We start from the raw sequence: 21,021 nt of genomic DNA, 5'->3' as shown, positions 1-21,021 counted from the left end.
GGGTGTGCGCCATGCTCACATATGTCTACTTCGGAACAAATGACCTGAAGCGGGCCACAGTGTTCTATGATGCCGCTTTGACGCCGCTCGGCACGGAACGCTGCATCACCGGCGATCCTGACTGGGACATCACTTCTGCCGGCTGGGGCATCTACGAGGACGGCGGTTTGCGCGAACTGGCGTTCTGGATCGGAAAACCATTCGACCAACAAGCTGCGACGACAGGAAATGGCAGCATGGTCGCGTTCAGAGCGCGATCATGGAAAGAGGTCGACGGTTTTTATGCCGCGGCCCTCGCCAATGGAGGCAGTTGCGAAGGTCCCCCTGGCCTGCGATTGCACTACAGCCCGGACTTCTATGCAGCTTATGCGCGCGATCCAGACGGCAACAAGCTCGCCGCTGTCTGTCGCGGCGTGCAGGTGCCCTGACGCGCTGTGGCCTATTCGAAACCCATGCGCTTCAGCCAGTCCTTGCCGACGCCGCGGTCGAGGATGATCGACAGGGGATTTTCCGCATCGAGCCGGGCGCAGATACGGTAGACCTCCAGCGTCTCGGCATTCATCTCGCCGCGCTTGAAGAAGAACATCGCCGCCGCGTAGCGGGTGCGGCCGGACCACATCTCGCCGAGCGGCGTGTTCACCAGCTGCCACTGTTCGGCGGCTTCCGCTTCCAGGTCATTCGCTTCGCTTGCCATGGTCAAAAGTCCGCCGGGGGGTTGGCGGTGCGGCGGTCGAGCTTGATGAAGGGCCGTGGTACCACCTTCGCCTTCTTCATCAGCTTCTGGTACTGCAGCTCGCGCATGGCGTAGATCTCGACCCAGAGATCGTCGACGATCGTGTCGCCATAAGGCCGCTGCAGCGAGGCGAGCGCGATGTTGCGCTTGGCCATAGGCGACCACATCGCCGCGCTGACCAGTCCGACCTCCTGGCTTTTGCGGTAATAGACGATGGCGTGTTCGGCCGGGATATTGCCTTCGATCTCCAACCCGACCAGCACGTGGCGCAGCTTCTTCTTGGAGCGAGCTTCGAGGATGGCGCGGCGGCCGTTGAAGTGTCCCTTGTCCGGATCGATCATGAAGCCGAGGCCGATCTCGTCGGGCATGCGCAGGCGGTCGGTGCGGATGGCATGCTCGGACGTAGTGAAGTCGGCATTGGCGACGATCAGCCCGGCTTCCAGCCGGGCGCGGTTCAGTGCGGTATAGCCGATGGCGCGGGTGCCGCGCAGCTCGCCTGCCGCCATCAGCCGGTCCCACAGGCTGAGCGCCTTGTCGGTCGTCACGAACAGCTCGTAGCCGAGATCGCCGGTGAAACCGGTGCGCGAGATGGTCACGGTCCCACCGTCATGCGCGAATTCGGCCAGATCGAAGACCTTCAGCCGCTCGATGCCGGCAAAGCCCGCGTCGCGCAGGATGGCGAAGGAGGTCGGGCCCTGCAGCGCCAGGCCGGCGACCGCTTCGGTCTCTTCCTCGACTCTGACCTCGTAGCCGATCGCACTGTCGAGCAGCCAAGGCAGATGACGCTCCTGCGAGCACAGCCGGAAGCGTGTCGGCGACAGCCTGAACAGCGTGCCATCGTCAAGCACGAAGCCCTCGTCGTCGCACCAGGCGGTGTAGTGGACGCGGCCGGGTTTCAGTTTCGTCACGTCGCGCAGCGTTACGCGATCGAGATAGGCTTCGGCGTCGGGGCCCTCGATCCGGTATTTGGTCATCGGCGAGATGTCGAAGAGCGCCGCCTGGCTGCGGATGGCGAAATATTCGAGCTCCTCGTCCCACAGCGAATGCGGTGCGCGATAGCCGGCCCAATTGTACCAATCCTGCTTCAGCCCCAGTGCGTCGATGCGCGGCTGGAACGGCGTGCCGAGGCGGAGCGTGCGGAAGTGGGATTGGGCGAGGGTGCGTGCGTCGGTCGCGGCGTCGATCTCGCTCTCAGCGAGCTTCTTGCTGGTTGCTTGCGCCATGCTCATGCCCTCATCGCGATTATGCGGCGCGCGGCGTTGAGGCCTGGCGCGCCGGAGATGCCGCCACCCGGATGCGAGCCGGCGCCGGCGAGGAAGAGTCCTTCGAGCGGCGTGTCGTAGCCCGACCAGTCGGAGACCGGCCGCGACATCAGCATCTGATCCGCCTGCAACTCGCCATGGTGCCAGTGACCGCCGGGCATGCGGTAGCGGGCCTCGATATCGGCCGGGGTCAGCAACTCGGCGTGGCGCACTGTGGCGCCGATGCCGGGCGCATGAGTTTCGAGCTCACCCATGATCGCCTTGAGGAATTTCGTCTTGCCGGCGGTCCAGCCCTCTCTCAACGCATAGGGCGCGTATTGCACCACCGCCGAGAGCACGCAGGCGCCGGCCGGCGCGAGCGATGGATCGGCGAGGCTGGGGAGCGTGATCTCCATCACCGGCTCTGGAGAGAACTCGCCATATTTCGAGGGGTTGAAGGCGCGCTCGACATGATCGGGCGAAGGGGCAATGACGAGGCGGCCTTTGTGCTCGGTGGCATCGAGGCCCGCGAATTGCGGCGGCCGGTCGAGCGCCAGATGCAGCTTGGCCGCATCGCCCTTCATGCGGATGTTCTTCACCTTGCGCACGAAGCCGGTATCGACCTCGCGCGGCCCGACGAGATCGAGGATGGTCGTCGCGAGATTGATGGCCGAGACGACGGTCTTGGCGCGCAGCGTCTCGCTGCTCTGCGTGACGACGCCGACGGCGCGACCCTTCTCGACGATCACCTTGGCGACCGGCGAAGCGTGGCGGATGGAAACGCCAGCCTTTTCCGCCGCCGCGCGGATGGCGGCGACGACAGCGCCCATGCCGCCCTTCGGCTGGACTTGCGCGCCGGCAAGGCCGCCGATCTCGCCGGCAAGCCTATAATAGAGGCCGAGCAGCGAGGTCGGCGAGCGCGGGCCGAGATGCGAGCCGAGTGTCGCGTCGAAGGCAAGCAAGCCTTTCAGCCGGTCATCCGAAAGTTGCTCATCGAGCAGGTCATAGACATTCATCAGAAGCACGCGCAGGAAGTCGCGCATGTCTTCCTTGCCGAGCCGCTTCAGCGCCAGTGCGGTCTGGCCGAGCCCGATCATTTCGGCGAGCGAGATGCCGGCAAGGTCAGGCGGCCGGCGCGACAGGAAAGGCTTCAAGACGCCGGCATAGCGCAGCAGCTGGGCGCGCAGCTGCTTCCATGCGGACTGCTCCGCCGGGCTGGCGCCGGTCAGTACCTCGCCATAGGCGCCGTGCAGCACCAGCGGACCGTCCTTCGACAGCGCGACCGATGGCACGAAATCGCTGCGCTCGACTTTCAGCCCGTGGCGCTCCAGCTCCAGCGTCTTCGCCACATCGGGATGCAGCCGATTGAGCAGATGGGCGACCGCGGAAACGCGGAAGCCTGGCGCAAATTCCTCGGTGCGCGCGGCGCCGCCGACATCGTTGCCGGCCTCGAGCAGCAGCACCTTGCGGCCCGATTTCGAAAGCGTCGCGGCGGCGACGAGGCCGTTATGGCCGCCGCCGATGACGATGGCATCCCAGTTCAAATCAGATGACGTCATGGGCCGGGCTCATATGCAGGGTTGGCTTTGCGAGATCGCGCAGGATTTCCGCGGCGGCGTTGCGTCCTGGCGCGCCCATGACGCCGCCGCCCGGATGGGTGGAGGAGCCGCACATATAGAGCCCGCCAACGGGCGAGCGGTATTGCGCGTAGCCCGGCACCGGGCGGTTGAAGAGCAGCTGGTCGAAAGTGAGCTCGCCCTGAAAGATGTTGCCTTCGGTGAGGCCGACCTCGGCCTCGATCTCGCGCGGCGTGCGCACCTCCATATGGACGATGCGGTTGCGGAAGCCGGGCGAGTACTGAGCGATCTGCGAAATCACGCTTTCGGCGAAGCCGCCGCGGTCGGTGTCGGTCCAGTCGCGGCCGTCTATCTTGGGCGGCGCATATTGCACAAAGCAGCTCATGAAGTGTTTTCCCGGCGGCGCCATGGTCGGGTCGAGCGTGGTCGGGATCATCATGTCGAGGAAAGGGTCGGCCGACCAGCGTCCCGCCTTCCAGTCGTCATAGGCGCGCTCCATGCGCTCGATGGAATCGGTGAAGTGCATGTCGGCGCGGTAGACTGGCGAGTCCTTCGGCAGAGCCGGGAATTCGGGCAGCGAATCCAGCGCGATGTTGACCTTGCCGGACGAGCCGCGGATTTTGAAATTCCTCACACGGCGCAGGAAGATGTCGGGCAGTTCCTTCTCGTCGACCAGCTTCAGGAAGGTGCGCTTGACGTCGGCATTGGAGATGACGAGCTTGCCGTAGATTTCCTCGCCGCCGGCAAGCACGACACCCTTGGCTTTGCCGTTCCTGATCAGTACATGATCGACCTCGGCGCCGGTTCGGATGGTGCCGCCGGAGGCCTTGAAGGAGGCGGCAAGCGCCTTGGTAACGGCGCCCATGCCGCCGCGCGCATAGCCCCAGGCGCCGACCGAGCCGTCGACCTCACCCATATAATGGTGCAGCAGCACATAGGCGGTGCCGGGCGACATCGGCCCGAGCGCCGTGCCGATGATGCCGGAGAGCGCGAAGTTCGCCTTGATGACGTCGGTCTCGAAATACTCGTCGAGGAAGTCCGCGATCGACATCGTCCAGAAGCGCAGGGTCAGCGCCATCTCCTCAGCCGAGAGGCCGGCGAATTTTTTTCCCAGATAGAGCAGTTCACCCAGGTCGCGCGGCTTGAAACTGGTGGGGTCCGGCGCGGTGCGCATCAACAGCGGCTGGATGAAGCGGCACTGCCTGGTGACGTCGCGCGAATAGCGGTCATAGGCCTCGGCGTCGCGTTTTGAAAAACGGGTGAACTCGCGGCGGTGCGCATCGTGGTCGCGGTAGTTGGCGAGGTAGTCGCCGTCGCGCGTGAACACCGCGCCGCCTTCATAAGAGATCACCTGCAGGCCGAAGCGCGGCAGCTCCAGATCGCGCATGATCTCGGGCCTGAACAGCGAACAGACATAGGAGCAGTTGGAATAGAGGAAGCCCGGCGTCAGCTCGCGGCTGGTGGCGGCGCCGCCAACCCAGTCGTTCTTCTCGACCACCAGCACATCCAGCCCGGCGCGCTGCAGGTAACAGGCGTTGACCAGGCCGTTGTGGCCGCCGCCGATGACGATTGCGTCCCATGCCTTCATGCGCGCTTACCCTCCATCCGGCCGCCGTTCTTTCGATGCGGTCTTGTTCCCTGATTGCTCGAATTTGGCACGGATCACGGTTTTTTGTCCAGCCATATTGAATGAATGTTCAACAAATGTTGTTGCGTTTTCGCGTTGATGCGCTAGGCTTTGTCAGCATTCTGGACCTGATCCACATCGGCATTTGGGGTTGAAGATCCGATGATCGAAACGGCTGACGCCGAGCCGGAATATGACGACACCGCCATCCGCTTCTTGGAGGCGTTGTGGGGCGAGGGCTACCTGTCGCCGGGCGGTCCCGACGAGGTCGACCGCCTGGTCGAAGGCCTTTCGCTCAAGGGTAAGACGATCCTCGATGTCGGTTGCGGCGCCGGCGGCATCACGCAACATCTGGTGGCAACGCACGACGCTGCTTATGCCACCGGCTTCGATGTCGAGAAGCCGGTGATCGAGACGGCGAGGCGAGGGGCGGCTAGGCAAGGCCTCGAAGATCGCGTCAGCTTCGTACAGGCGCCGCCGGGGCCGCTGCCTTTCCCGGGCGCTTCCTTCGATGTCGTCTTCTCCAAGGATGCGTTGCTGCATGTGCCGGACAAGGACGCGCTGTTCGCCGAGATTTTTCGCGTGCTGAAGCCGGGCGGGGTCTTCGCGGCGTCGAACTGGATGATCGGCCATGACGGTGAGCCGTCGCCTGAGATGAAGGCTTACATCGCGGCCGAAGGACTCTCCTTCGCCATGGCCTCGCCGGCGCGCTATGCCGAAGCGATGCGGCGCGCCGGCTTCACCGACATCACGGTGCGCGACCGCAATCCATGGTACCGCGAGGTCGCGCGCGAAGAGCTTTCGCGGCTCAAGGGGCCGCTCTACGCCCGGGCCGCGGCAGCGGTCGGCGCGGCGTATGTCGACAAGAACATCAGGACTTGGGAGGCGATGCAGAAGGTGCTTGACAGTGGCGAGCACCGCCCCACTCATCTGCGCGGTTGGAAGCCGGTTGGATAGCCGGCCATGCTGGAGACCGTCACACCCATGAAGACTGAGGCGAGCGATGCCCTCTCCGAAACGGCGCAAAAGACCGAGGCCGAAAAGCGCGGCCGCAAGGCCTCGAAAGAGGTCCGGCAGCTGCAGCTGATCGAGGCGACGATCGATTCACTAGCCAAGCGCGGCTATGCCGAAACAACGATGGCGGATGTGGCCGATGGCGCCGGTCTCTCGCGCGGCATCGTCAACTTCCATTTCGAGAGCAAGGAAAAGCTGCTGATCGCCACGCTGCAGCACATGTATGACGAGTATTCGGCGCATTGGCGCACCGCCTTGCAGAAGGCCGGCGACGATCCGGCCAGGCAGTTGCAGTATCTGGTCTGGGCCGATTTCGACCGATCGATCTGCAACAAGCGCAAGCTCGCGGCATGGCTGGCCTTCTGGGGCGAAGCCAAGTCGCGGCCGATCTATCAGGCGCTGAGCAGCTCGCGCGACAATCACTACCAGCAGGTCTTCATCAATCTGTGCACGACGCTCAAACAAAGCGGCGGCTACGCCTATGAGCCCCAGGCCATCGCCCTGGCGCTCAGCGCCATGCTCGAGGGCCTGTGGCTGCGGCTGATGATGGGGACGGAGGACACCACGCGCGAGACCGCGTTGCAGGCGGCGAACGCGTTTTTGGCCGCTGCCTTTCCGAAGCACTATGGCTAGCGAGAACTGGGGCTAGCAAAAGCCGGGGTTAGCAACAGCCGGCCAGCAAGACCGGCAGACCAAAAGAGGATGGAGCAAGCATGAAGAAACTCAGCCGACGCCTGACACTGACATTGGCGCTTGGGAGCGCGATCGCGGCTTCGGCGGCGGCGTTCGCCGTTGCCGCCGACAAGGACCTGATCGTGTTCGACTGGTCTGGCTACGAGGACCCGAGCTTCCACGGCAAATATGTCGAGAAGAACGGCGACTCGCCGACTTTCGCCTTCTTCGGCGATGAGGACGAGGCATTCGAAAAGATCCGCTCAGGCTTCAAATCCGATATCGGCCATCCCTGCTCGCAGAGCGTGGTGAAGTGGCGCGAGGCCGGCCTGCTGCAGCCGCTGGACACCTCGAAGATTGCCGGCTGGAAGGACCTCAATCCTGGCATCATGGCGATGAAGGATCTCGCCACCACGTCCGACGGCAAGGCCTGGTTCATGCCCTGGGACTGGGGCGACACCCAGCTCACCTATAATTCCGACAAGATCACCGAAAAGGACGTGCAATCGCTGAAGGTGTTCGCCGATCCGAAATACAAGGGCAGGGTCTCGATCGGCGACAATGTCGACGACGCCTATGCGCTGGCCAGCCTCGCCATCGGGCTCAAGGACTGGACCAAGATGACGGACGACCAGTTCAAGCAGGCTTCCGATTTCCTGCGCCAGGTGCACAAGAATGTCCGCTCCTATTGGACCGACACCACCGACATCGTGCAGTTGCTCTCGGGCGGCGAAGTCGACCTCGCCTGGGCCTGGAACGATGCGACGGTGCAGTCGGTCAAGGCCGGCGTGCCGATCAAGTCCAAGAAGGACACCGACGAGGGCATTTCGACCTGGGTGTGCGGTTACGTGCTGTTCAAGGACGCGCCCGGCAACATCGACAAGGCCTATGACTACCTCAACGCCGTCAACGATCCCGAAGTCGCCAAGACGCTGGTCAAGGACTGGGGCTACGGCCAGGCCAATGCCAAGGGCATGGCCGGCGTCGACCCCGCGGTGCTGAAGGAAAAGGGCTACGACAACGTCGAAAAATGGGTCGACAAGACGTTGTTCCAGCAGCCGCTGCCCTCGGAACTCAAGCTTAAGATGATCGCGGAGTTCGAGAAGATCAAAGCCGGCTATTGAGCTGAATCTCAGCGACCCGCTCATTTGCCAAGTAGGCAAAGTGAGCGGGCTCGCCAAAGCGCGGGAATTCTCCTAACTTTCTCGGCAATGCTCGCGATGGGGGAGTTTCTCGCGCCATGAAAACCATGCTTCGCCGCCTTGCCCTTGCCGCCGTCGTTACCGTCGGCGCGGGCACCGCCTATGCGCTTGCTGAAGGCGGCGGCAACCTCGTCGTCTTCGACTGGTCCGGTTACGAGGACCCGCTTCTGCATCCGGCCTACACCGCCAAATACAATGCCGAGCCGACCTTCTCCTTCTTCGGCGACGAGGACGAAGCCTTCGAGAAGATGCGCGCCGGCTTCAAGGCCGATATCGCGCATCCCTGCTCGCAAAGCGTGGTGAAATGGCGCGAGGCCGGGTTGCTGCGGCCGCTCGATACGTCGAAGATCGCCGGCTGGAAGGACCTCAATCCCGGCATCATGGCGATGAAGGACCTCGCCACCACCGCCGACGGCAAGGCCTGGTTCATGCCTTTCGACTGGGGCAATACCTCGCTGCTCTACCGCACTGACAAGGTCAGGGCGGACGAGGCGCAGTCGCTGAAGATCTTCGCCGATCCGAAGTTCAAGAGCCGCGTCACCATCGGCGACAATGTCGACGACGCCTATGCGCTGGCGAGCCTGGTCATCGGGCTGAAAGACTGGACCAAGATGACGGACGAGCAGTTCAAGCAGGCCTCCGCCTTCTTGCGCGACGTGCACAAGAATGTCCGCCTCTACTGGACCGACGACACCGACCTCAACCAGGCCTTCACCGGCAATGAGGTCGACCTGGTCTGGGGTTGGAACGAGACCTATGTGACACTGAAGGGCCAGGGCATGCCGATCGCCATGAACCGCGACACCAAGGAAGGCATTTCGACCTGGGTGTGCGGTTATGTGCTGCTCAAGGATGCGCCGGGCAAGCTCGACCAGGCCTATGATTTCCTGAGCGCCGTCAACGCGCCGGGTGTTTCGGAGTATATGGTGAAGACCTTCGGCTACGGTCACGGCAACAGTGCCGGCATGGCGGCGATGGACCAGAAGCTGCTCAGCGACCGCGGCTTCGACAATCTCGACAAATTCCTCGACAAGACGCTGTTCCAGCAGCCGGTGGCGCCGGACCTGAAGCAGCGCATGGTCGCCGAGTTCGAGAAGATCAAGGCCGGCTATTGAGCAGCATCATCGAAAGAACCGACGTCGCCATCGTCGGCGCCGGCTTCACCGGCCTATCCGCCGCGCTTGACCTTCAGCGCGCCGGCATCGATTTCCTTGTGCTCGAAGCGCGCGACCGTGTCGGCGGGCGCGTGGAAGCCAGGCCGAACGGACTCGGCGAGTTGATCGACAGCGGCGGCCAGTTCCTGTGCCAGGACATGCCTGAGCTGATGGCGCTGGCAAAAGCGCGGGGCAAGACGTTCGTCGAGACCTATATCGAAGGCGAGTTCATCACCCATCCGTGGATGTCGGCCGAGGCGGCCGAGCGGACCTATCAGGTCGCGATGGCGATCCGCGAGCGCATGAACAGGATCGAGCCGGACGATCCGTCGATCGCCGGACTGACCGTGGCAACATGGCTCGAGCGCCAAAAGGACACGGCCGACGCCAAGGCGGCCTTCCGGTCGATGATCGAAGGCCTGTGGTGCCTGGCGCTGGACAAGGTGCCGCTCTGGTACCTGATCGACAATGATCGCCGCATCACCAACGAGGTGTTCGAGCTGCAGTATTTTCTGGGCGACACGATGCAATCGCTGGTCGACGATCTTGCCGGCGACGTCGCCGACCGGCTGCGGCTCGGCGAAGCCGCGACGCGGATCGAGCATGGGCCGCAAGGCGTTCGCGTTATCTCGGCCCGCGGTGTCATCGAAGCACGATCGGCGCTGCTTGCCCTGCCGCCGGCGACTGCCGCGAAGCTCGACTTCACGCCTGCCTTGCCGGCGGAGCTGGCAAAGGCGCTGAGCGTCTGGGAAAGCGGCGCGGTGATCAAAATCCTGGTGCGCTATGCCAGCCCGTTCTGGCGCGAGCGGGACCTGTGCGGCATGGTCATGTGGCGCGATCAGCCGGGGCTGTTCGCCTGCGACGCCAGCAAGGACGCAGACCATGCCGCGCTCGTCGTCTTTGTCGGCGGGCCGCTGGCGTTGCGCTGGCATCCACTCGATGAGGCGGCGTTGCGCGCGGAGGTCACGAAGCGGCTCGTGGACGCACTTGGCCCGCAGGCCGCCGACATCGTCGATTTCAGCGCGCGTGACTGGACGCATGACCGCTGGAGCGGTGGCGCCTATAGCGACCTCATCATCGATGTGACGGCGCGCGATGCCGAGCGCGTGATCCTCGCCGGCGCGCCGCCGGTCCATTTCGCCGCGTCAGAAGTTTCGCCGTCTTTTCCGGGCTATGTCGAAGGCGCGATCGTTGCCGGACGCATCGCTGCTGCAAAGATTCAGTCGGCCATCGCCACCAAAGCCTCAGGGTCGTAGGCGAGACGGATCGGGGCGCCGACCGGGATATCGTCGGCGCCGAAATCGTTGGTCTCGGTGACCGAGAGCGGCTTTTCCAGCCCCGGTATCTCGACGATCAGATGCGTGATCTCGCCGAAATAGTGGCGCTCGACGACCTTGCCGGCGACCTCGAATTTCGCCGATGCATTATCCCACAGGACGCGCAGGCGCTCGGGGCGGATGCCAAGCGTGGCGGCGCCGCCATTCCTCACGAAAGCCTTCGGCTTGTCGGCCCTGACGCGGCCGAAGCCCAGCGTGTCGAGCACTAGCGAAGCGCCGTTCTCCTCGACGATCTCGGCCTTGACGAAGTTCATGCCGCCGAGGAAGTCGGCCACCTGGCGGTTGACCGGGCGCTGGTAGATCTCCTTCGGCGAGGCGACCTGCGCGATGCGGCCGCCGAACATCACCGCGATGCGGTCCGACATCGCCAAGGCCTCATACTGGTCGTGTGTGACCAGCACGAAAGTGATGCCGACCGCCTGCTGCAGCCGGCGCAGCTCGACCTGCATCTGCTCGCGCAGCTTCTTGTCCAGCGCGGAGAGCGGCTCGTCCAGCAGCAGCACTTTCGGCCGCATGACCAGCGCGCGGGCGAGCGCGACGCGCTGGCGCTGGCCGCCGGAAAGCTCGGTGGCGCGGCGCTTGCCGAGGCCGGTGAGCGAGACCTGGGCCAGCGCCTCCTCGACGCGGCGTTTTTCCTCGCCGGCGTCGAGCCTCAGCCGCTTCAGCCCATAGGCGACGTTCTGCTCGACATTGAGATGCGGGAAGATCGCGTAGCTCTGGAAGACCATGTTGGTCGGCCGCCGGTTGGCGGGAATGCCGTCCATCGGTTGCCCGTCGACGGCGATCGAGCCGCTGGTCGGCGTGTCGAAGCCGGCGATCATGCGCAAGAGCGTGGTCTTGCCGCAGCCGGAGGGACCGAGCAGCGAGAAGAACTCACCCTCGCGGATCGCCAGCGAGGCATTGTCCAGCGCCTTGAACGATCCGTAGCTGCGCGTGACGTCGCGGATGTCGATCATCGTGCGATCGGATTGGGTGCGTTCCGTTTGGACCCGCTCAAGCATGGAGGCCTCCCTCGTTCTGGGTGCGTCTCGCCGCGCGGCGGCGCAGGATTTCGGCGACAGTCATCAGCACGAAGGACGCCAACAGCAGCAAGGTGCCGAGCGCCAGCACGCCGGGAAGCTTGGCCGCGAACCGCAACTGGCCCCAGATGTAGATCGGCAGCGTCGCCTCGGTGCCGGTGAGGAAAAAGGCGATGATGAATTCGTCGAGCGAGATGGTGAAGCAGACCAGCAGGCTGGAGATGATCGCCGGCGCGACCATCGGCAGCGTCACGCGCCGGAAGGTGCCGAAGGCGCTCTCGCCAAGGTCGGCGGAGGCCTCCTCGAGGCTGCGGTCGAAACCTTCGAAACCGGATGTCAGCACGGTCATCGAATAGGGGATGCAAACCAGCACATGGCCGAGCACGACGGTAAACAGCGACAGGCTGAGGCCCAGCTGCAGCATGACCAGCAGCATCGAGATGGCGACGATCACCTCGGGCAGCACCAGCGGCGCCATGATCAGGCCGTTGATGGTGCGCCGGCCCGGATAGCGGTAGCGGGTGATCGAGCGGGCGGCGAGGATGCCGAGCACCGTCGACAGGATCGAGGCGGAGACGCCGACGATCAGGCTGTTCCAGGTGGCGTCGATCAGTGCCGGCGTGTGCGGCAGGTCCTCATACCACTGAAGCGTGACGCCGGAGAGCGGGAATTTCGGCGTCGCCGCGGTGTTGATCGAGAAGATCGGCAGGAAGATCACCGGCAGATAGAGGAAGAGGATGTAGAGGGCGGCATAGCTCGACAGCCATCCAGGCAGCAAACGTCTGATCGCCGTCATCGCGCCAACCCCTGCAGAGCACGGATACTCAGCACCGTGGCGCCGGCCATCAGCGAGACGATGACCATGGTGGTGACCGAAAGCGCGGCTCCCAGCGGCCAGTTCGCGGCCTTGCCGAACTGCGCCTGGATGGCGTTGGCGATCATGACGCCGTCCTTGCCGCCGACGAGCTTGGGCGTGACATAGTCGCCGACGGTCGGAATCATCACGATCAGCGCCGCCGAGATGACGCCCGGCGCCGAGAGCGGCAGGGTCACGCGCAGGAAGGAGCGCAGCGGCCCGTCGCCGAGATCGGTCGCCGCTTCGACCAGAGTGCGGTCGACTTTTTCCAGCGAAACGAAGATCGGCAGGATGGCGAAGGTCGCCCAGGCATGGGTGAGCGTGATGATGACGGCGGTGGAATTGTAGAGCAGCGCGTCCGACGGCTCGCCGATGATGCCGAGGCCCATCAGGCCGGAATTCAAGACGCCGTTATAACCGAGGATCACCTTCCACGACATCACGCGCAGCAGATAGCTGGTCCAGAACGGGATGGTGATGAGGAAGAGCCAGAGACTCTTATGGCGGCCGCCATGGAAGGAAATGAAGTAGGCCATCGGGTAGGCGAGCAGCACGGTGAGCAGGCTGACAGTCAGGGAGATATAGAGCGAGCGCCAGAGCAGGTCGCGGTAGATCGGCTCGGTCAGCGCGATCCGGTAGTTCTCCAGCGTGAAGGTGTGGTCGATGGTCAGGTAGTGCTGCGTCCAGAAGGAATGCGCGATAACCACCAGGATCGGCAGGACGAGCAGAATAAGGGCATAAACGAAGGTCGGGCTGATCAGGGCAAAGCCTTGAACGGCTTCCGACTGCAGAAGGGGACTTCGTCTCGATCCCGCCATGCGCAGCGGGGGCGACCCTTCCGCTGCAACCGTCATTGCAGCGCTCCGGGCGTGATTTCGGTAGCTGGCTCGGACTGTCCCGCCATGCGGCCTTCCCATTAGTAGCGCCGGCCGCCTGTTCCCGATTTATGCATGGAGCGCAATGGCTCCCTGGCTTGCCGGCTTTCTTTCATCATGAGCGTATCCACCGATTGAAATCAAGCGCTATTTCTGCAATATTGATTGAACGAACATTCAAAATGAAGCGATGAAAAGCCGAATTTCCCTGGTTTTCCGCGCTGTTTGATGTGCGACAAAATATCTGCAACCTGTTGATGTGAGGCGAAGATGGCGGCTCAAAGCAAGATCAAGGCAAGCGAACTCATCGAGCCTGGCGATGACGATGCGGTCGAACTCGCCAAGCGCCATCTCGTCCAGCCCTGGCCCTATGCCGGCTCGGTCGGCAACGAGGCGCGCACGCTGATCGGCGAGGGCGACGGCATCTACATCACCGACGCCTCCGGCAAGCGGCTGATCGACGGCCCGGCCGGCATGTGGTGCATCAATGTCGGGTATCGCCGCGAAGAGCTGGCCAAGGTCATGTACGACCAGGCGATGGCGCTTTCCTACAACACACCCTGGTACACGATGAATGCGCCCTCGGCCGAGCTTGCACGCCGCATCGCCGATGCCGCCCCCGGCGACCTCAGCCACACCTTCTTCACCACCGGCGGCTCGTCGGCGGTGGAGACGGCGCTGCGCTTCATGCAGTTCTACAACAATGTGCGGGGACGGCCGGAGAAGAAGCTCATCCTCAGCCGTGGCGGCGCCTATCACGGCTCGACCTATCTGTCGGCCTCGCTCAACGGCCGTCCGCGCGATCACGACTGGATGGACGGCGCCGGCGATCTGGTGATCAAGCTGTCTTCGCCCGATCCGTTCCGCCGGCCCAAGGGCATGAGCGTTGCAGACTTCACCGATTTCCTGGTCGACCAGTTCCGCGACACGATCGCGCGCGTCGGCGCCGAGCGCATCGGCGCCTTTGTCGGCGAGCCGGTACAGGCCTCGGGCGGCGTCATCGTGCCGCCGGACGGGTATCTCAAGCGCATCCGCGAGATCTGCCGCGAGAACGACATCCTCTATGTCTCGGACGAGGTGGTGACCGGCTTCGGACGGCTCGGCCACGTCTTCGCCTCGGGCGACGTGTTCGGCATCGATCCGGACATGATCACCTTCGCCAAGGGCGTCACCTCGGGCTATTTCCCGCTCGGCGGCGTCATCATCTCCGAGCGGCTGCTCGAAGAGCTGCGCCGCTCCAACCATCCGGGCGCGATGTTCGGCCATGGCCTCACCTACACCAGCCATCCCATCGGCTGCGCGGTGGCGCTGAAGAACCTCGACCTGCTGGAAGAGGGCGTGCTTCAGCATACGCGCGAGATCTCGCCCTATTTCCAGGCGCGACTGAAGACACTGGAAGAGCTGCCGCTGGTCGGCGAGGTGCGCGGCATCGGCCTGATGGCTTGCGTCGAATGCGTGGCCGATCGCGAAAGCAAGGACCCGCTGCAGCTCGACAAGAATGTGGGAAAACGCATCGACGCGCATTGCCACGAGCTCGGCCTTCTGGTGCGGCCGCTGATCAACATGTGCGTGATGTCGCCGCCGCTGATCATCACCAAGGAGCAGGTCGACGACATGGTGGCGATCCTGCGCGAAGGGATTTCGCGCACAATGGATGATTTGAGGAAAGAAGGCGTCTGGCGGGGGTGATTAGCCTCTTTCCTTCTCCCCGTAGAACGGGGAGAAGGAAAGAGGGGCTAGTCCCTCGACCGCAGCGCGTCGTTCAGGCCCCACATGTCCTTTTCCTCGGGCGCCGTCTCCAGGTTCAGCACCGGGACCTGGCGGCGGAGGTGATCGTGATGGGTGCGCACGCCGTACTCCAAATCCGACAGGTAGAAGCCTTCAAAAGCTTCCGACAGCATGGATTCGTTCGACCACACCGAGAGCTGGACGTCCTCGTTCATCGTGTCACGGTCGATGCGGTAGGCGAGGTAGCGCGCCGCTGCCTGTTCCCTGGTCTCGTCCTTGTAGCGGTAGATCGCGCCGCGCAGCAGCGTCTCGCCGGTGGAGAGCGGGAACTCCTGATAGAATTGCACCGATTCCGGCATGATCGACAGCGCGTTGTTGGGGAAGATGCCGTAATAGATCCAAGCCTTGCGCAGATGCTCCGGCAGATGCATCGCCTCGGGCGCGAGCTTCATGTATTCGCGCACGCTCCAGCGCCGTCCGGCATGCGGATTGTAGGTGGCGAAGGACCGCGACACGCCGTTGACGAAAGGCTCGTCGAAATAGGTCGCGCCATAGAGATCCTGCAACGCCGGATGCGCCATGGCGACGTGGTAGCCTTCATTGTCGACGTCGCGCACCGACTTCCAGTTGACCGGCGATTTCTGCGTCCAGATGCCCCAGGACGGCACCATCTCGGCGATGTTGTAATGCGCCATCTCGGCTTCGATCGGCTTCAGCAGCTCGGCGACGGAAGGCTGCGGGCCGCCCTTGCGGAAGCGGATGAAGATGAAGCCCATCCAGATTTCGAGGTCGAGCGGCATCAGGCCGAACTCGCTCTTGTCGAGCTCGGGGAAGGAGCGCGGACGGGCAGCGCCGCGCAGAGTGCCGTCGAGATTGTACACCCAGCCATGGAACGGGCAGACCAGCGCGTTCTTGCAACTGCCCTGGCTGTCGGCGACGACGCGGCTGCCGCGGTGGCGGCACATGTTGTTGAAAGCGCGCACGACGCCGTCCTTGCCGCGCACGATCAGCGCGCGCTCGCCAATGACGTCCATGGTCAGATAATCGCCCGGATTCGGCACGTCGGAGACATGGCCGGCGATCTGCCAGTGATTGCGAAAGACGTATTCCTTCTCAAGCTCGAGAAGGGTGTTGGAATGGTAACTCCACCCCGGCAAACCCCGCCGGTCCCAATCGTTGGGGATCGCCACGTCACGGAGGTGCGGGTTCATGGACATGCTCATCTTTTTGTTGAACACTCATTCAATATAGGCATATTTCTTGTGGAAATGCAATGGCTTGTGAGAATATGGAAATTCCATGGCGGCGATTTTCGGTTCGCCTAAGCCGGAAAAATCCCGGAAAATCCGGGCCTTAATCGAGGAAGCGAAACAGCGATTGCGAGCGCGGATCGCCATTTCGGAGAAGGCCTGTTTCGACCTCTGCCAGGCGAGCGGCGATCCTCGATTTGAGCGTGCTTGTGTGAGGCACGTTACAGTCGGCCGGCCGCGACAGCCGCATAAATCCCTGCGACCAACTTCGACAACATCGAATGGTTGCGGCAGGGCGAGAAGGCCAGCGCCTGTTTCAATTCTGTTACACAGACAATGTTGCCAATCATTCGGTTGTTACCTGGTGCGATTAAGTTCGTTTCATAGCCAAAAAGAAAGATAATGAAGGGAACAAACCGATGTTCGCGAAAGTCCGCATTGCCGATACCAGCCGCCGCTTGAATGGCCCGGAGCGCAATGACCGCCGGCCGAAGCTGGCGTTGCGCCAGCGCGCCAGCGATCATCCGATGGCGATGTTCATGCTGATCGGCGCCTGCGCCTTTGTCGGCATGCTGGCAGCACCCGCCTCAGGCCCGGCTTTCGCCTCGATCAATCCGCCGGCCAATGTCGTCGAGGGCGCGCAGACCACGCTCAAGACCGCCCGCCTGCCGGAACGATCGATAGACTTTGCCTGCAAGGGCCAGAATTGGGGCGCCGAGAGCATCGACTGCCTGCGCGCCATCGCCGAGCAGTCCGGCCAGCACCGGGAGCGCGCGATACGCATGATCGCCAACGCCGCCCCGCTCACCAACACGCCGAATATTTTTTAAGCCCTCCCCTGAGCGCGCCCTCCTGCGCTCCAGTCAGGCTCCCGCCGCATAAGTCGGTCGGGAGCCTCTTTTTTTCGGCCCTATCGATATTCGGGTGAGGCTGGCCTGCGAACGGTGCATTCCTCCGCTTCCGGTACTCACGTACTTTAAATACGCTCCGTTCCGGTTCTCGGAATGCACCTTTCTCGGCTCAGCCTGACCCGAATCTCGACAGACCCGGACAGCGAGTCATCTCAGATGTGAGCGCCGTTGTCGGCCGCGGCGGCGGCCTCGTCGGCGACGGTCGAGAGGACGCCGCGGACGTCGAGGGTTGAAAACGGCTTCTCCAGGATTTGCGGCCGTTGTTGCGGCGGCAGCGCTTCGATCTCCGCCTTGGCGCCGATGAGGTCGCCGGTCACCAGCACGAAACGCTTGGCCAGAGCGGGCTGCTGCGACAGCAGCTCACGATAGATCGCTATGCCGCTGATGCCTGGCATGCGTAGGTCGGAAAAGACGATGTCCGGCGGCATATGGCCGGTGAGCACATCGGCGGCGGACGTCCAGCTTGGTACCACGCGCGACTTCAGCCCCATCAGCTCCAGTATATCCGAAAGCGAACCCGCGACATCGGGCTCGTCGTCGATGATCAATGCATGACGCAGCCCGCTCGAACGCGCCGGACCTTCGCCGGGCGTGGCGCTGTTGGCCGCGATCGCCGGCAGTTGCACGACGAAGCGCGCGCCGTGCGGCTCAACCTCCTCGAACCAGATATTGCCGCTGTGGCGCTCGACGATCGATTTCGAGATCGACAGGCCGATGCCGGTGCCGACCCCGACGGGCTTAGTGGTGAAGTAGGATTCGAAGATGCGTGAGCGGATCGCCTCGGGAACGCCCGGGCCGTTGTCCTCGACGGAGAATCCCGGATTGCCGCGCTCGTTGCGGAAGGTCCGCACCTTGATGGTGCGCTCGCCGGTAACGCCGGCCAGTGCATGCTGGCTGTTGATGAGGAAGTTCGCCGCCACCTGGGTGATATGGTCGGCGTCGGCCATGGCAAGCAGTGGACCGGTGGCGAAATCGGTGTCGATGATGATGCCGCTGGAGCGCGCGCCGTAGGCGGTGACCTCGAGTGCCGAGCGCATCACCTGGTTGAGATCCGTCTCGGCCTGCTCGGTCGGGTGCAGCCGCACCATCGACAGGAAGCTCTTGACGATGCGGCCGCAGCGCTCGGCGGCGGCGCGCACCTTCTCGGCGCGCACCTTGGTCTGCGGGTCGCCGGCGAATTCGTGCAGCAGCGTCGACTGCGCCACCACCACCGCCAGTGGGTTGTTGAGCTCGTGCGAGACGCCGGCAAGCAGCGAACCCATCGCCGCCATCTTCTCGTTCTGGTGCAGCTTCTCGCGCTGGCGGTTGATCTCTTCCTCGGCGTGCAGCTTTTCGCGCAAATCGCGGATCGAGCCGAAGATCAGCCGGCGATCGGCGACGCGCATTTCCGTCGCCGTCAGCTCGATCGGAAAAATCTCGCCTGCGGCGTTCTGCGTGACGGTCTCCAGCCGCTGGCCGACCATCGGCGCGCCGCGGCCAGCCATGTATTCGGCGCCCGAGGCATAGCCTTTGCGGTAATAGATCGGGACGATGGTGTTGAGCAGATCCTTGCCGAGTATGGCGCTGCGCGGAAAGCCGAACATCTTCTCGGCCGCCGGATTGAACTCGATGATCGAGCCCGTCTCGTCGATGACGATGATGGCGTCGAGCGAGGCCTGCAGCATGGTGCGGCGGATCACTTCGCTGGCATGGGCCTCCGACGGCGAGCGCTCGATGGCGTCGCCGATGGCAAGAGCGATGATGTGCAGCGTCGCTTCTTCCTCGTCCGTCCATTCACGCTCGGCGACGCAGTCGTTGACGGCCAGCGTGCCCCAGAGGTGGCCATGCGCGAAGACAGAAACCGACAGGAACGACTTGATGCTCTGCTTCTCGAAGTCTGCCCGCAGGAAACCGTCGAGGTCGCGTGTATGGCCGGAGAAGATCTTGCCCTGCCGCTCGTCTTCCTGGAGCCGTTCCAGAAGCGAGTCGGAGTTGATAATCGACTGCATGATCACCGTGGGAGACGCCAGCTCGCCGCCGAAATCCGGGTCGATCCAATAGGCGGCGACGGACTGGGCGAAACCTTCACCCGGCAGCTCGCGCAGGCGAAAGAGGATGCCGCGCTGGCAATCCATCTTGCGGCACATCGTCTCCAATATGCCGTCCATCTCGCGCTGCCAGTCGCCCGCTTCGCGCAGGCGGCGCACGACATGGACGGCCGCCATCGCGGCGCCGCCTGGACGCGAGCTGTGCATATCTGTGCGTGCTGCGTCAGCAGTCATGGTCGGCCGTCTCTCTGACCCCGCGCGTGCGAGTTCAATTGCTGTCGCCGCTCGGCAGCGAGAAGATATAGCCTTCGCCGCGCACCGTGCGCAGGAATTTTGGATTGGCGGGGTCGGCCTCGATCTTCTTGCGCAAGCGCATGATGCGGATGTCGACCGCGCGCGACGATTCCGGATCTTCGACAAAGCCGATCGCTTCGGAAATCGCTGCCCGCGTCAGAAGCCGGTTGGCGCGGGTAAGGAAAACCTCGAGCACGTCGAATTCGCTCTTGGCCATCTCGATGATCGCGCCATTGACGCCGGTGACCATGCGGCCATCGAAATCGGCCTGGAAGCCGCCGAAAGTCATGAAGCGGCGGTTGCCGGTTTCGGCCTTCGCCGCTTGCGGCTCGGCCGGCTGCGGCACGCGGCGCAGCACGCTGCGCACGCGCGCCAGCACCTCGCGCAATTCGTATGGCTTGACGATGTAATCGTCGGCGCCGAGCTCAAGCCCGACGATGCGGTCGAGCGCGGTGCCAGCGGCGGTGGCGTAGATGATGCCGATCTGCGTCTTCGAGCGCAGCCAGCGGCCGAGTGACAGCCCGTCCTCGCCGGGCATCGCGATGTCGAGAATGGCAATATGGAAGGGTTGCGCCTCGAACAGCGCGCGCGCTGCCGCGGCGCTCTCGGCCGTGACGACGTCATAGCCGCTGGCGCCGAGATACTCGGCCACGGCCTCCCTCAGATCCGGTTCGTCCTCGACGACAATAATGCGTGCCTTCACAACGCGCTCGCTCCCGCTTTCAGTGGAAAGTAGATTGGGTATAAACATGATGTCCAGCACTCATCTCGAGTTGTCTGTGGCGGGGTGAAGAAAATGGCCGCACGATCCGTCATTGCGCTTGTCTCCGTCGCCGAAGTGGTGGCGGGTGATCTCGCCAATCATCTCGAACGGCGCGGGCACGATGTGCGCCAGGCGCGCCAGCCCTGGGAGGCGGAGACGCTGCTTTCGGCCGGCGGGATCGATGTGGTGGTGGTCGGCGACGACGTCAGCCAGGCCGAAGGCCGCGAGCTGCTCAAGCGTTACAGCAGCCAAGGGGGGGGCGGCGAGGGCGGTCCCGACTTCATCCTGATCTGCCGGCCGCGCGACCTCGTCGACAAGGTGCTGGCGCTGGAGCTCGGTGCTGCCGACGTGATCGAAAGCCCGCTCAACGTGCGCGAGCTTGCCGCGCGCATCGGCGGCCTGCTGATGAGGCGCGGCAGGGCCCCCGGGGAACTGATCGTGCTGGAGAACGCCACCGTCGATCTGCGCTCGGCCATGGTCATGCATCGCTCGGGAACGGAGGATCAGCTTTCTCCCGGCCAGGTGGCGCTGCTCAAACTGTTCCTGGCCAGCCCGCGCAAGGTGCTGACGCGCGACGACATCATTGCCGCCGCGCCCGCCGAGAATGCCGACGCTTTCGACCGCTCGATCGATTCGCGCATCGTGCGGCTGCGCCGCAAGCTCGACACCGAGACCATCACCACCATAAGGGGCGCCGGCTACCGTTTCGATCCGCCGACGCCGCGCAACGAGTGAGTTCGA

The 21,021-nt window shown here is 63.8% G+C and carries 19 protein-coding genes; 9 read left to right on the top strand and 10 right to left on the bottom strand.

Annotation, left to right across the window (positions count from 1 at the left end; all coding sequences use genetic code 11):
- Window positions 1–11: 11 nt before the first annotated feature.
- A complete protein-coding gene (locus tag EN869_RS05410; protein WP_127225272.1) occupies window positions 12–428 on the top strand; it encodes a VOC family protein in 417 nt (138 codons plus the stop codon).
- 11 nt (window positions 429–439) lie between these two features.
- On the opposite strand, the gene EN869_RS05405 is transcribed toward EN869_RS05410, so the two are convergent.
- From EN869_RS05405 to EN869_RS05390, 4 genes are read right to left on the bottom strand one after another with little or no spacing between them, the layout of a single operon-like run.
- On the bottom strand, window positions 440–694 hold the full coding sequence (locus EN869_RS05405; protein ID WP_127225271.1) for a hypothetical protein: 255 nt from the start codon (window positions 692–694) through the stop codon (window positions 440–442).
- 2 nt (window positions 695–696) lie between these two features.
- Entirely contained in the window at window positions 697–1,956 is a 1,260-nt protein-coding gene (locus tag EN869_RS05400) for an aminomethyltransferase family protein (protein ID WP_127225270.1), read from the bottom strand.
- Between the two features lie 2 nt (window positions 1,957–1,958).
- Window positions 1,959–3,533, bottom strand: coding sequence for an NAD(P)/FAD-dependent oxidoreductase (locus EN869_RS05395; protein WP_127225269.1), 1,575 nt, complete (start codon window positions 3,531–3,533; stop codon window positions 1,959–1,961).
- The gene (locus EN869_RS05390; protein WP_127225268.1) at window positions 3,520–5,139 is read right to left on the bottom strand and encodes an NAD(P)/FAD-dependent oxidoreductase; all 1,620 of its coding nucleotides are present in this window, start codon (window positions 5,137–5,139) and stop codon (window positions 3,520–3,522) included. Before EN869_RS05390 ends, EN869_RS05395 begins: the two co-directional genes overlap by 14 nt.
- A gap of 201 nt (window positions 5,140–5,340) precedes the next feature.
- Here EN869_RS05390 and EN869_RS05385 point away from each other — a divergent pair, with 201 nt between their 5' ends.
- The 5 genes from EN869_RS05385 to EN869_RS05365 all read left to right on the top strand — a co-directional run bounded on the left by EN869_RS05385 (window position 5,341) and on the right by EN869_RS05365 (window position 10,476).
- Window positions 5,341–6,135: a methyltransferase domain-containing protein gene (locus EN869_RS05385; RefSeq protein WP_127225267.1), complete on the top strand. Its 795-nt coding sequence runs from the start codon at window positions 5,341–5,343 to the stop codon at window positions 6,133–6,135.
- Window positions 6,136–6,141: 6 nt separating this feature from the next.
- Complete coding sequence (gene betI, locus EN869_RS05380) at window positions 6,142–6,825, top strand: transcriptional regulator BetI (protein ID WP_127225266.1); 684 nt, start codon at window positions 6,142–6,144, stop codon at window positions 6,823–6,825.
- Window positions 6,826–6,905: 80 nt separating this feature from the next.
- Window positions 6,906–7,988: an ABC transporter substrate-binding protein gene (locus EN869_RS05375; protein ID WP_127225265.1), complete on the top strand. Its 1,083-nt coding sequence runs from the start codon at window positions 6,906–6,908 to the stop codon at window positions 7,986–7,988.
- 116 nt (window positions 7,989–8,104) lie between these two features.
- On the top strand, window positions 8,105–9,181 hold the full coding sequence (locus tag EN869_RS05370; RefSeq protein ID WP_127225264.1) for an extracellular solute-binding protein: 1,077 nt from the start codon (window positions 8,105–8,107) through the stop codon (window positions 9,179–9,181).
- Window positions 9,178–10,476, top strand: coding sequence for a flavin monoamine oxidase family protein (locus tag EN869_RS05365; protein ID WP_127225263.1), 1,299 nt, complete (start codon window positions 9,178–9,180; stop codon window positions 10,474–10,476). The genes EN869_RS05370 and EN869_RS05365 overlap by 4 nt, the downstream gene beginning before the upstream one ends.
- On the opposite strand, the gene EN869_RS05360 is transcribed toward EN869_RS05365, so the two are convergent.
- The 3 genes from EN869_RS05360 to EN869_RS05350 are packed head-to-tail and all read right to left on the bottom strand — an operon-like array spanning window position 10,440 to window position 13,286.
- Window positions 10,440–11,513 carry an ABC transporter ATP-binding protein gene (locus EN869_RS05360; protein WP_127225480.1) on the bottom strand — a complete coding sequence of 358 codons (1,074 nt, stop codon included), beginning with the start codon at window positions 11,511–11,513 and terminating at the stop codon, window positions 10,440–10,442. The two genes, EN869_RS05365 and EN869_RS05360, sit on opposite strands and share 37 nt — an antisense overlap.
- Window positions 11,514–11,550: 37 nt before the next feature.
- Window positions 11,551–12,372 carry an ABC transporter permease gene (locus tag EN869_RS05355; protein ID WP_127225262.1) on the bottom strand — a complete coding sequence of 274 codons (822 nt, stop codon included), beginning with the start codon at window positions 12,370–12,372 and terminating at the stop codon, window positions 11,551–11,553.
- On the bottom strand, window positions 12,369–13,286 hold the full coding sequence (locus EN869_RS05350; protein WP_127225261.1) for an ABC transporter permease: 918 nt from the start codon (window positions 13,284–13,286) through the stop codon (window positions 12,369–12,371). The genes EN869_RS05355 and EN869_RS05350 overlap by 4 nt, the downstream gene beginning before the upstream one ends.
- Window positions 13,287–13,577: 291 nt before the next feature.
- Between EN869_RS05350 and EN869_RS05345 the strand changes: the two genes are divergently transcribed.
- Complete coding sequence (locus tag EN869_RS05345; protein WP_127225260.1) at window positions 13,578–14,996, top strand: aminotransferase; 1,419 nt, start codon at window positions 13,578–13,580, stop codon at window positions 14,994–14,996.
- A gap of 47 nt (window positions 14,997–15,043) precedes the next feature.
- Here the strand turns inward: EN869_RS05345 and EN869_RS05340 are convergent, their stop codons facing one another.
- Window positions 15,044–16,246, bottom strand: a complete 1,203-nt coding sequence (locus tag EN869_RS05340; RefSeq protein WP_127225259.1) for an aromatic ring-hydroxylating dioxygenase subunit alpha — start codon at window positions 16,244–16,246, stop codon at window positions 15,044–15,046.
- A gap of 458 nt (window positions 16,247–16,704) precedes the next feature.
- On the opposite strand from EN869_RS05340, the gene EN869_RS05335 reads away from it, so the two are divergent.
- The gene (locus tag EN869_RS05335) at window positions 16,705–17,115 is read left to right on the top strand and encodes a hypothetical protein (RefSeq protein WP_127225258.1); all 411 of its coding nucleotides are present in this window, start codon (window positions 16,705–16,707) and stop codon (window positions 17,113–17,115) included.
- A gap of 233 nt (window positions 17,116–17,348) precedes the next feature.
- On the opposite strand, the gene EN869_RS05330 is transcribed toward EN869_RS05335, so the two are convergent.
- Together EN869_RS05330 and EN869_RS05325 are read right to left on the bottom strand one after the other, a co-directional pair.
- On the bottom strand, window positions 17,349–19,457 hold the full coding sequence (locus EN869_RS05330; RefSeq protein WP_167498452.1) for an ATP-binding protein: 2,109 nt from the start codon (window positions 19,455–19,457) through the stop codon (window positions 17,349–17,351).
- Between the two features lie 34 nt (window positions 19,458–19,491).
- On the bottom strand, window positions 19,492–20,220 hold the full coding sequence (locus tag EN869_RS05325; protein ID WP_167506945.1) for a response regulator transcription factor: 729 nt from the start codon (window positions 20,218–20,220) through the stop codon (window positions 19,492–19,494).
- A 93-nt stretch (window positions 20,221–20,313) separates the two neighbouring features.
- Between EN869_RS05325 and EN869_RS05320 the strand changes: the two genes are divergently transcribed.
- Window positions 20,314–21,015 (top strand): response regulator transcription factor, encoded by a 702-nt coding sequence (locus tag EN869_RS05320; RefSeq protein ID WP_127225257.1) that lies wholly within the window; start codon window positions 20,314–20,316, stop codon window positions 21,013–21,015.
- Window positions 21,016–21,021: the final 6 nt, after the last annotated feature.

It is taken from the genome of Mesorhizobium sp. M2D.F.Ca.ET.226.01.1.1, from assembly GCF_004022705.2.
Lineage (GTDB): Bacteria > Pseudomonadota > Alphaproteobacteria > Rhizobiales > Rhizobiaceae > Mesorhizobium.
This window is presented reverse-complemented; position numbering and strand designations above follow the sequence as displayed.

What these genes read in the sequence shown, in the direction of transcription:
- EN869_RS05410 (WP_127225272.1), top strand. Translation starts at nt 12, where the DNA reads ATGCTCACATATGTCTACTTCGGAACAAATGACCTGAAGCGGGCCACA.
- EN869_RS05405 (WP_127225271.1), bottom strand. Translation starts at nt 694, where the DNA reads ATGGCAAGCGAAGCGAATGACCTGGAAGCGGAAGCCGCCGAACAGTGG.
- EN869_RS05400 (WP_127225270.1), bottom strand. Translation starts at nt 1,956, where the DNA reads ATGGCGCAAGCAACCAGCAAGAAGCTCGCTGAGAGCGAGATCGACGCC.
- EN869_RS05395 (WP_127225269.1), bottom strand. Translation starts at nt 3,533, where the DNA reads ATGACGTCATCTGATTTGAACTGGGATGCCATCGTCATCGGCGGCGGC.
- EN869_RS05390 (WP_127225268.1), bottom strand. Translation starts at nt 5,139, where the DNA reads ATGAAGGCATGGGACGCAATCGTCATCGGCGGCGGCCACAACGGCCTG.
- EN869_RS05385 (WP_127225267.1), top strand. Translation starts at nt 5,341, where the DNA reads ATGATCGAAACGGCTGACGCCGAGCCGGAATATGACGACACCGCCATC.
- betI (WP_127225266.1), top strand. Translation starts at nt 6,142, where the DNA reads ATGCTGGAGACCGTCACACCCATGAAGACTGAGGCGAGCGATGCCCTC.
- EN869_RS05375 (WP_127225265.1), top strand. Translation starts at nt 6,906, where the DNA reads ATGAAGAAACTCAGCCGACGCCTGACACTGACATTGGCGCTTGGGAGC.
- EN869_RS05370 (WP_127225264.1), top strand. Translation starts at nt 8,105, where the DNA reads ATGAAAACCATGCTTCGCCGCCTTGCCCTTGCCGCCGTCGTTACCGTC.
- EN869_RS05360 (WP_127225480.1), bottom strand. Translation starts at nt 11,513, where the DNA reads ATGATCGACATCCGCGACGTCACGCGCAGCTACGGATCGTTCAAGGCG.
- EN869_RS05355 (WP_127225262.1), bottom strand. Translation starts at nt 12,372, where the DNA reads ATGACGGCGATCAGACGTTTGCTGCCTGGATGGCTGTCGAGCTATGCC.
- EN869_RS05350 (WP_127225261.1), bottom strand. Translation starts at nt 13,286, where the DNA reads ATGACGGTTGCAGCGGAAGGGTCGCCCCCGCTGCGCATGGCGGGATCG.
- EN869_RS05345 (WP_127225260.1), top strand. Translation starts at nt 13,578, where the DNA reads ATGGCGGCTCAAAGCAAGATCAAGGCAAGCGAACTCATCGAGCCTGGC.
- EN869_RS05340 (WP_127225259.1), bottom strand. Translation starts at nt 16,246, where the DNA reads ATGAACCCGCACCTCCGTGACGTGGCGATCCCCAACGATTGGGACCGG.
- EN869_RS05335 (WP_127225258.1), top strand. Translation starts at nt 16,705, where the DNA reads ATGTTCGCGAAAGTCCGCATTGCCGATACCAGCCGCCGCTTGAATGGC.
- EN869_RS05330 (WP_167498452.1), bottom strand. Translation starts at nt 19,457, where the DNA reads ATGACTGCTGACGCAGCACGCACAGATATGCACAGCTCGCGTCCAGGC.
- EN869_RS05320 (WP_127225257.1), top strand. Translation starts at nt 20,314, where the DNA reads ATGGCCGCACGATCCGTCATTGCGCTTGTCTCCGTCGCCGAAGTGGTG.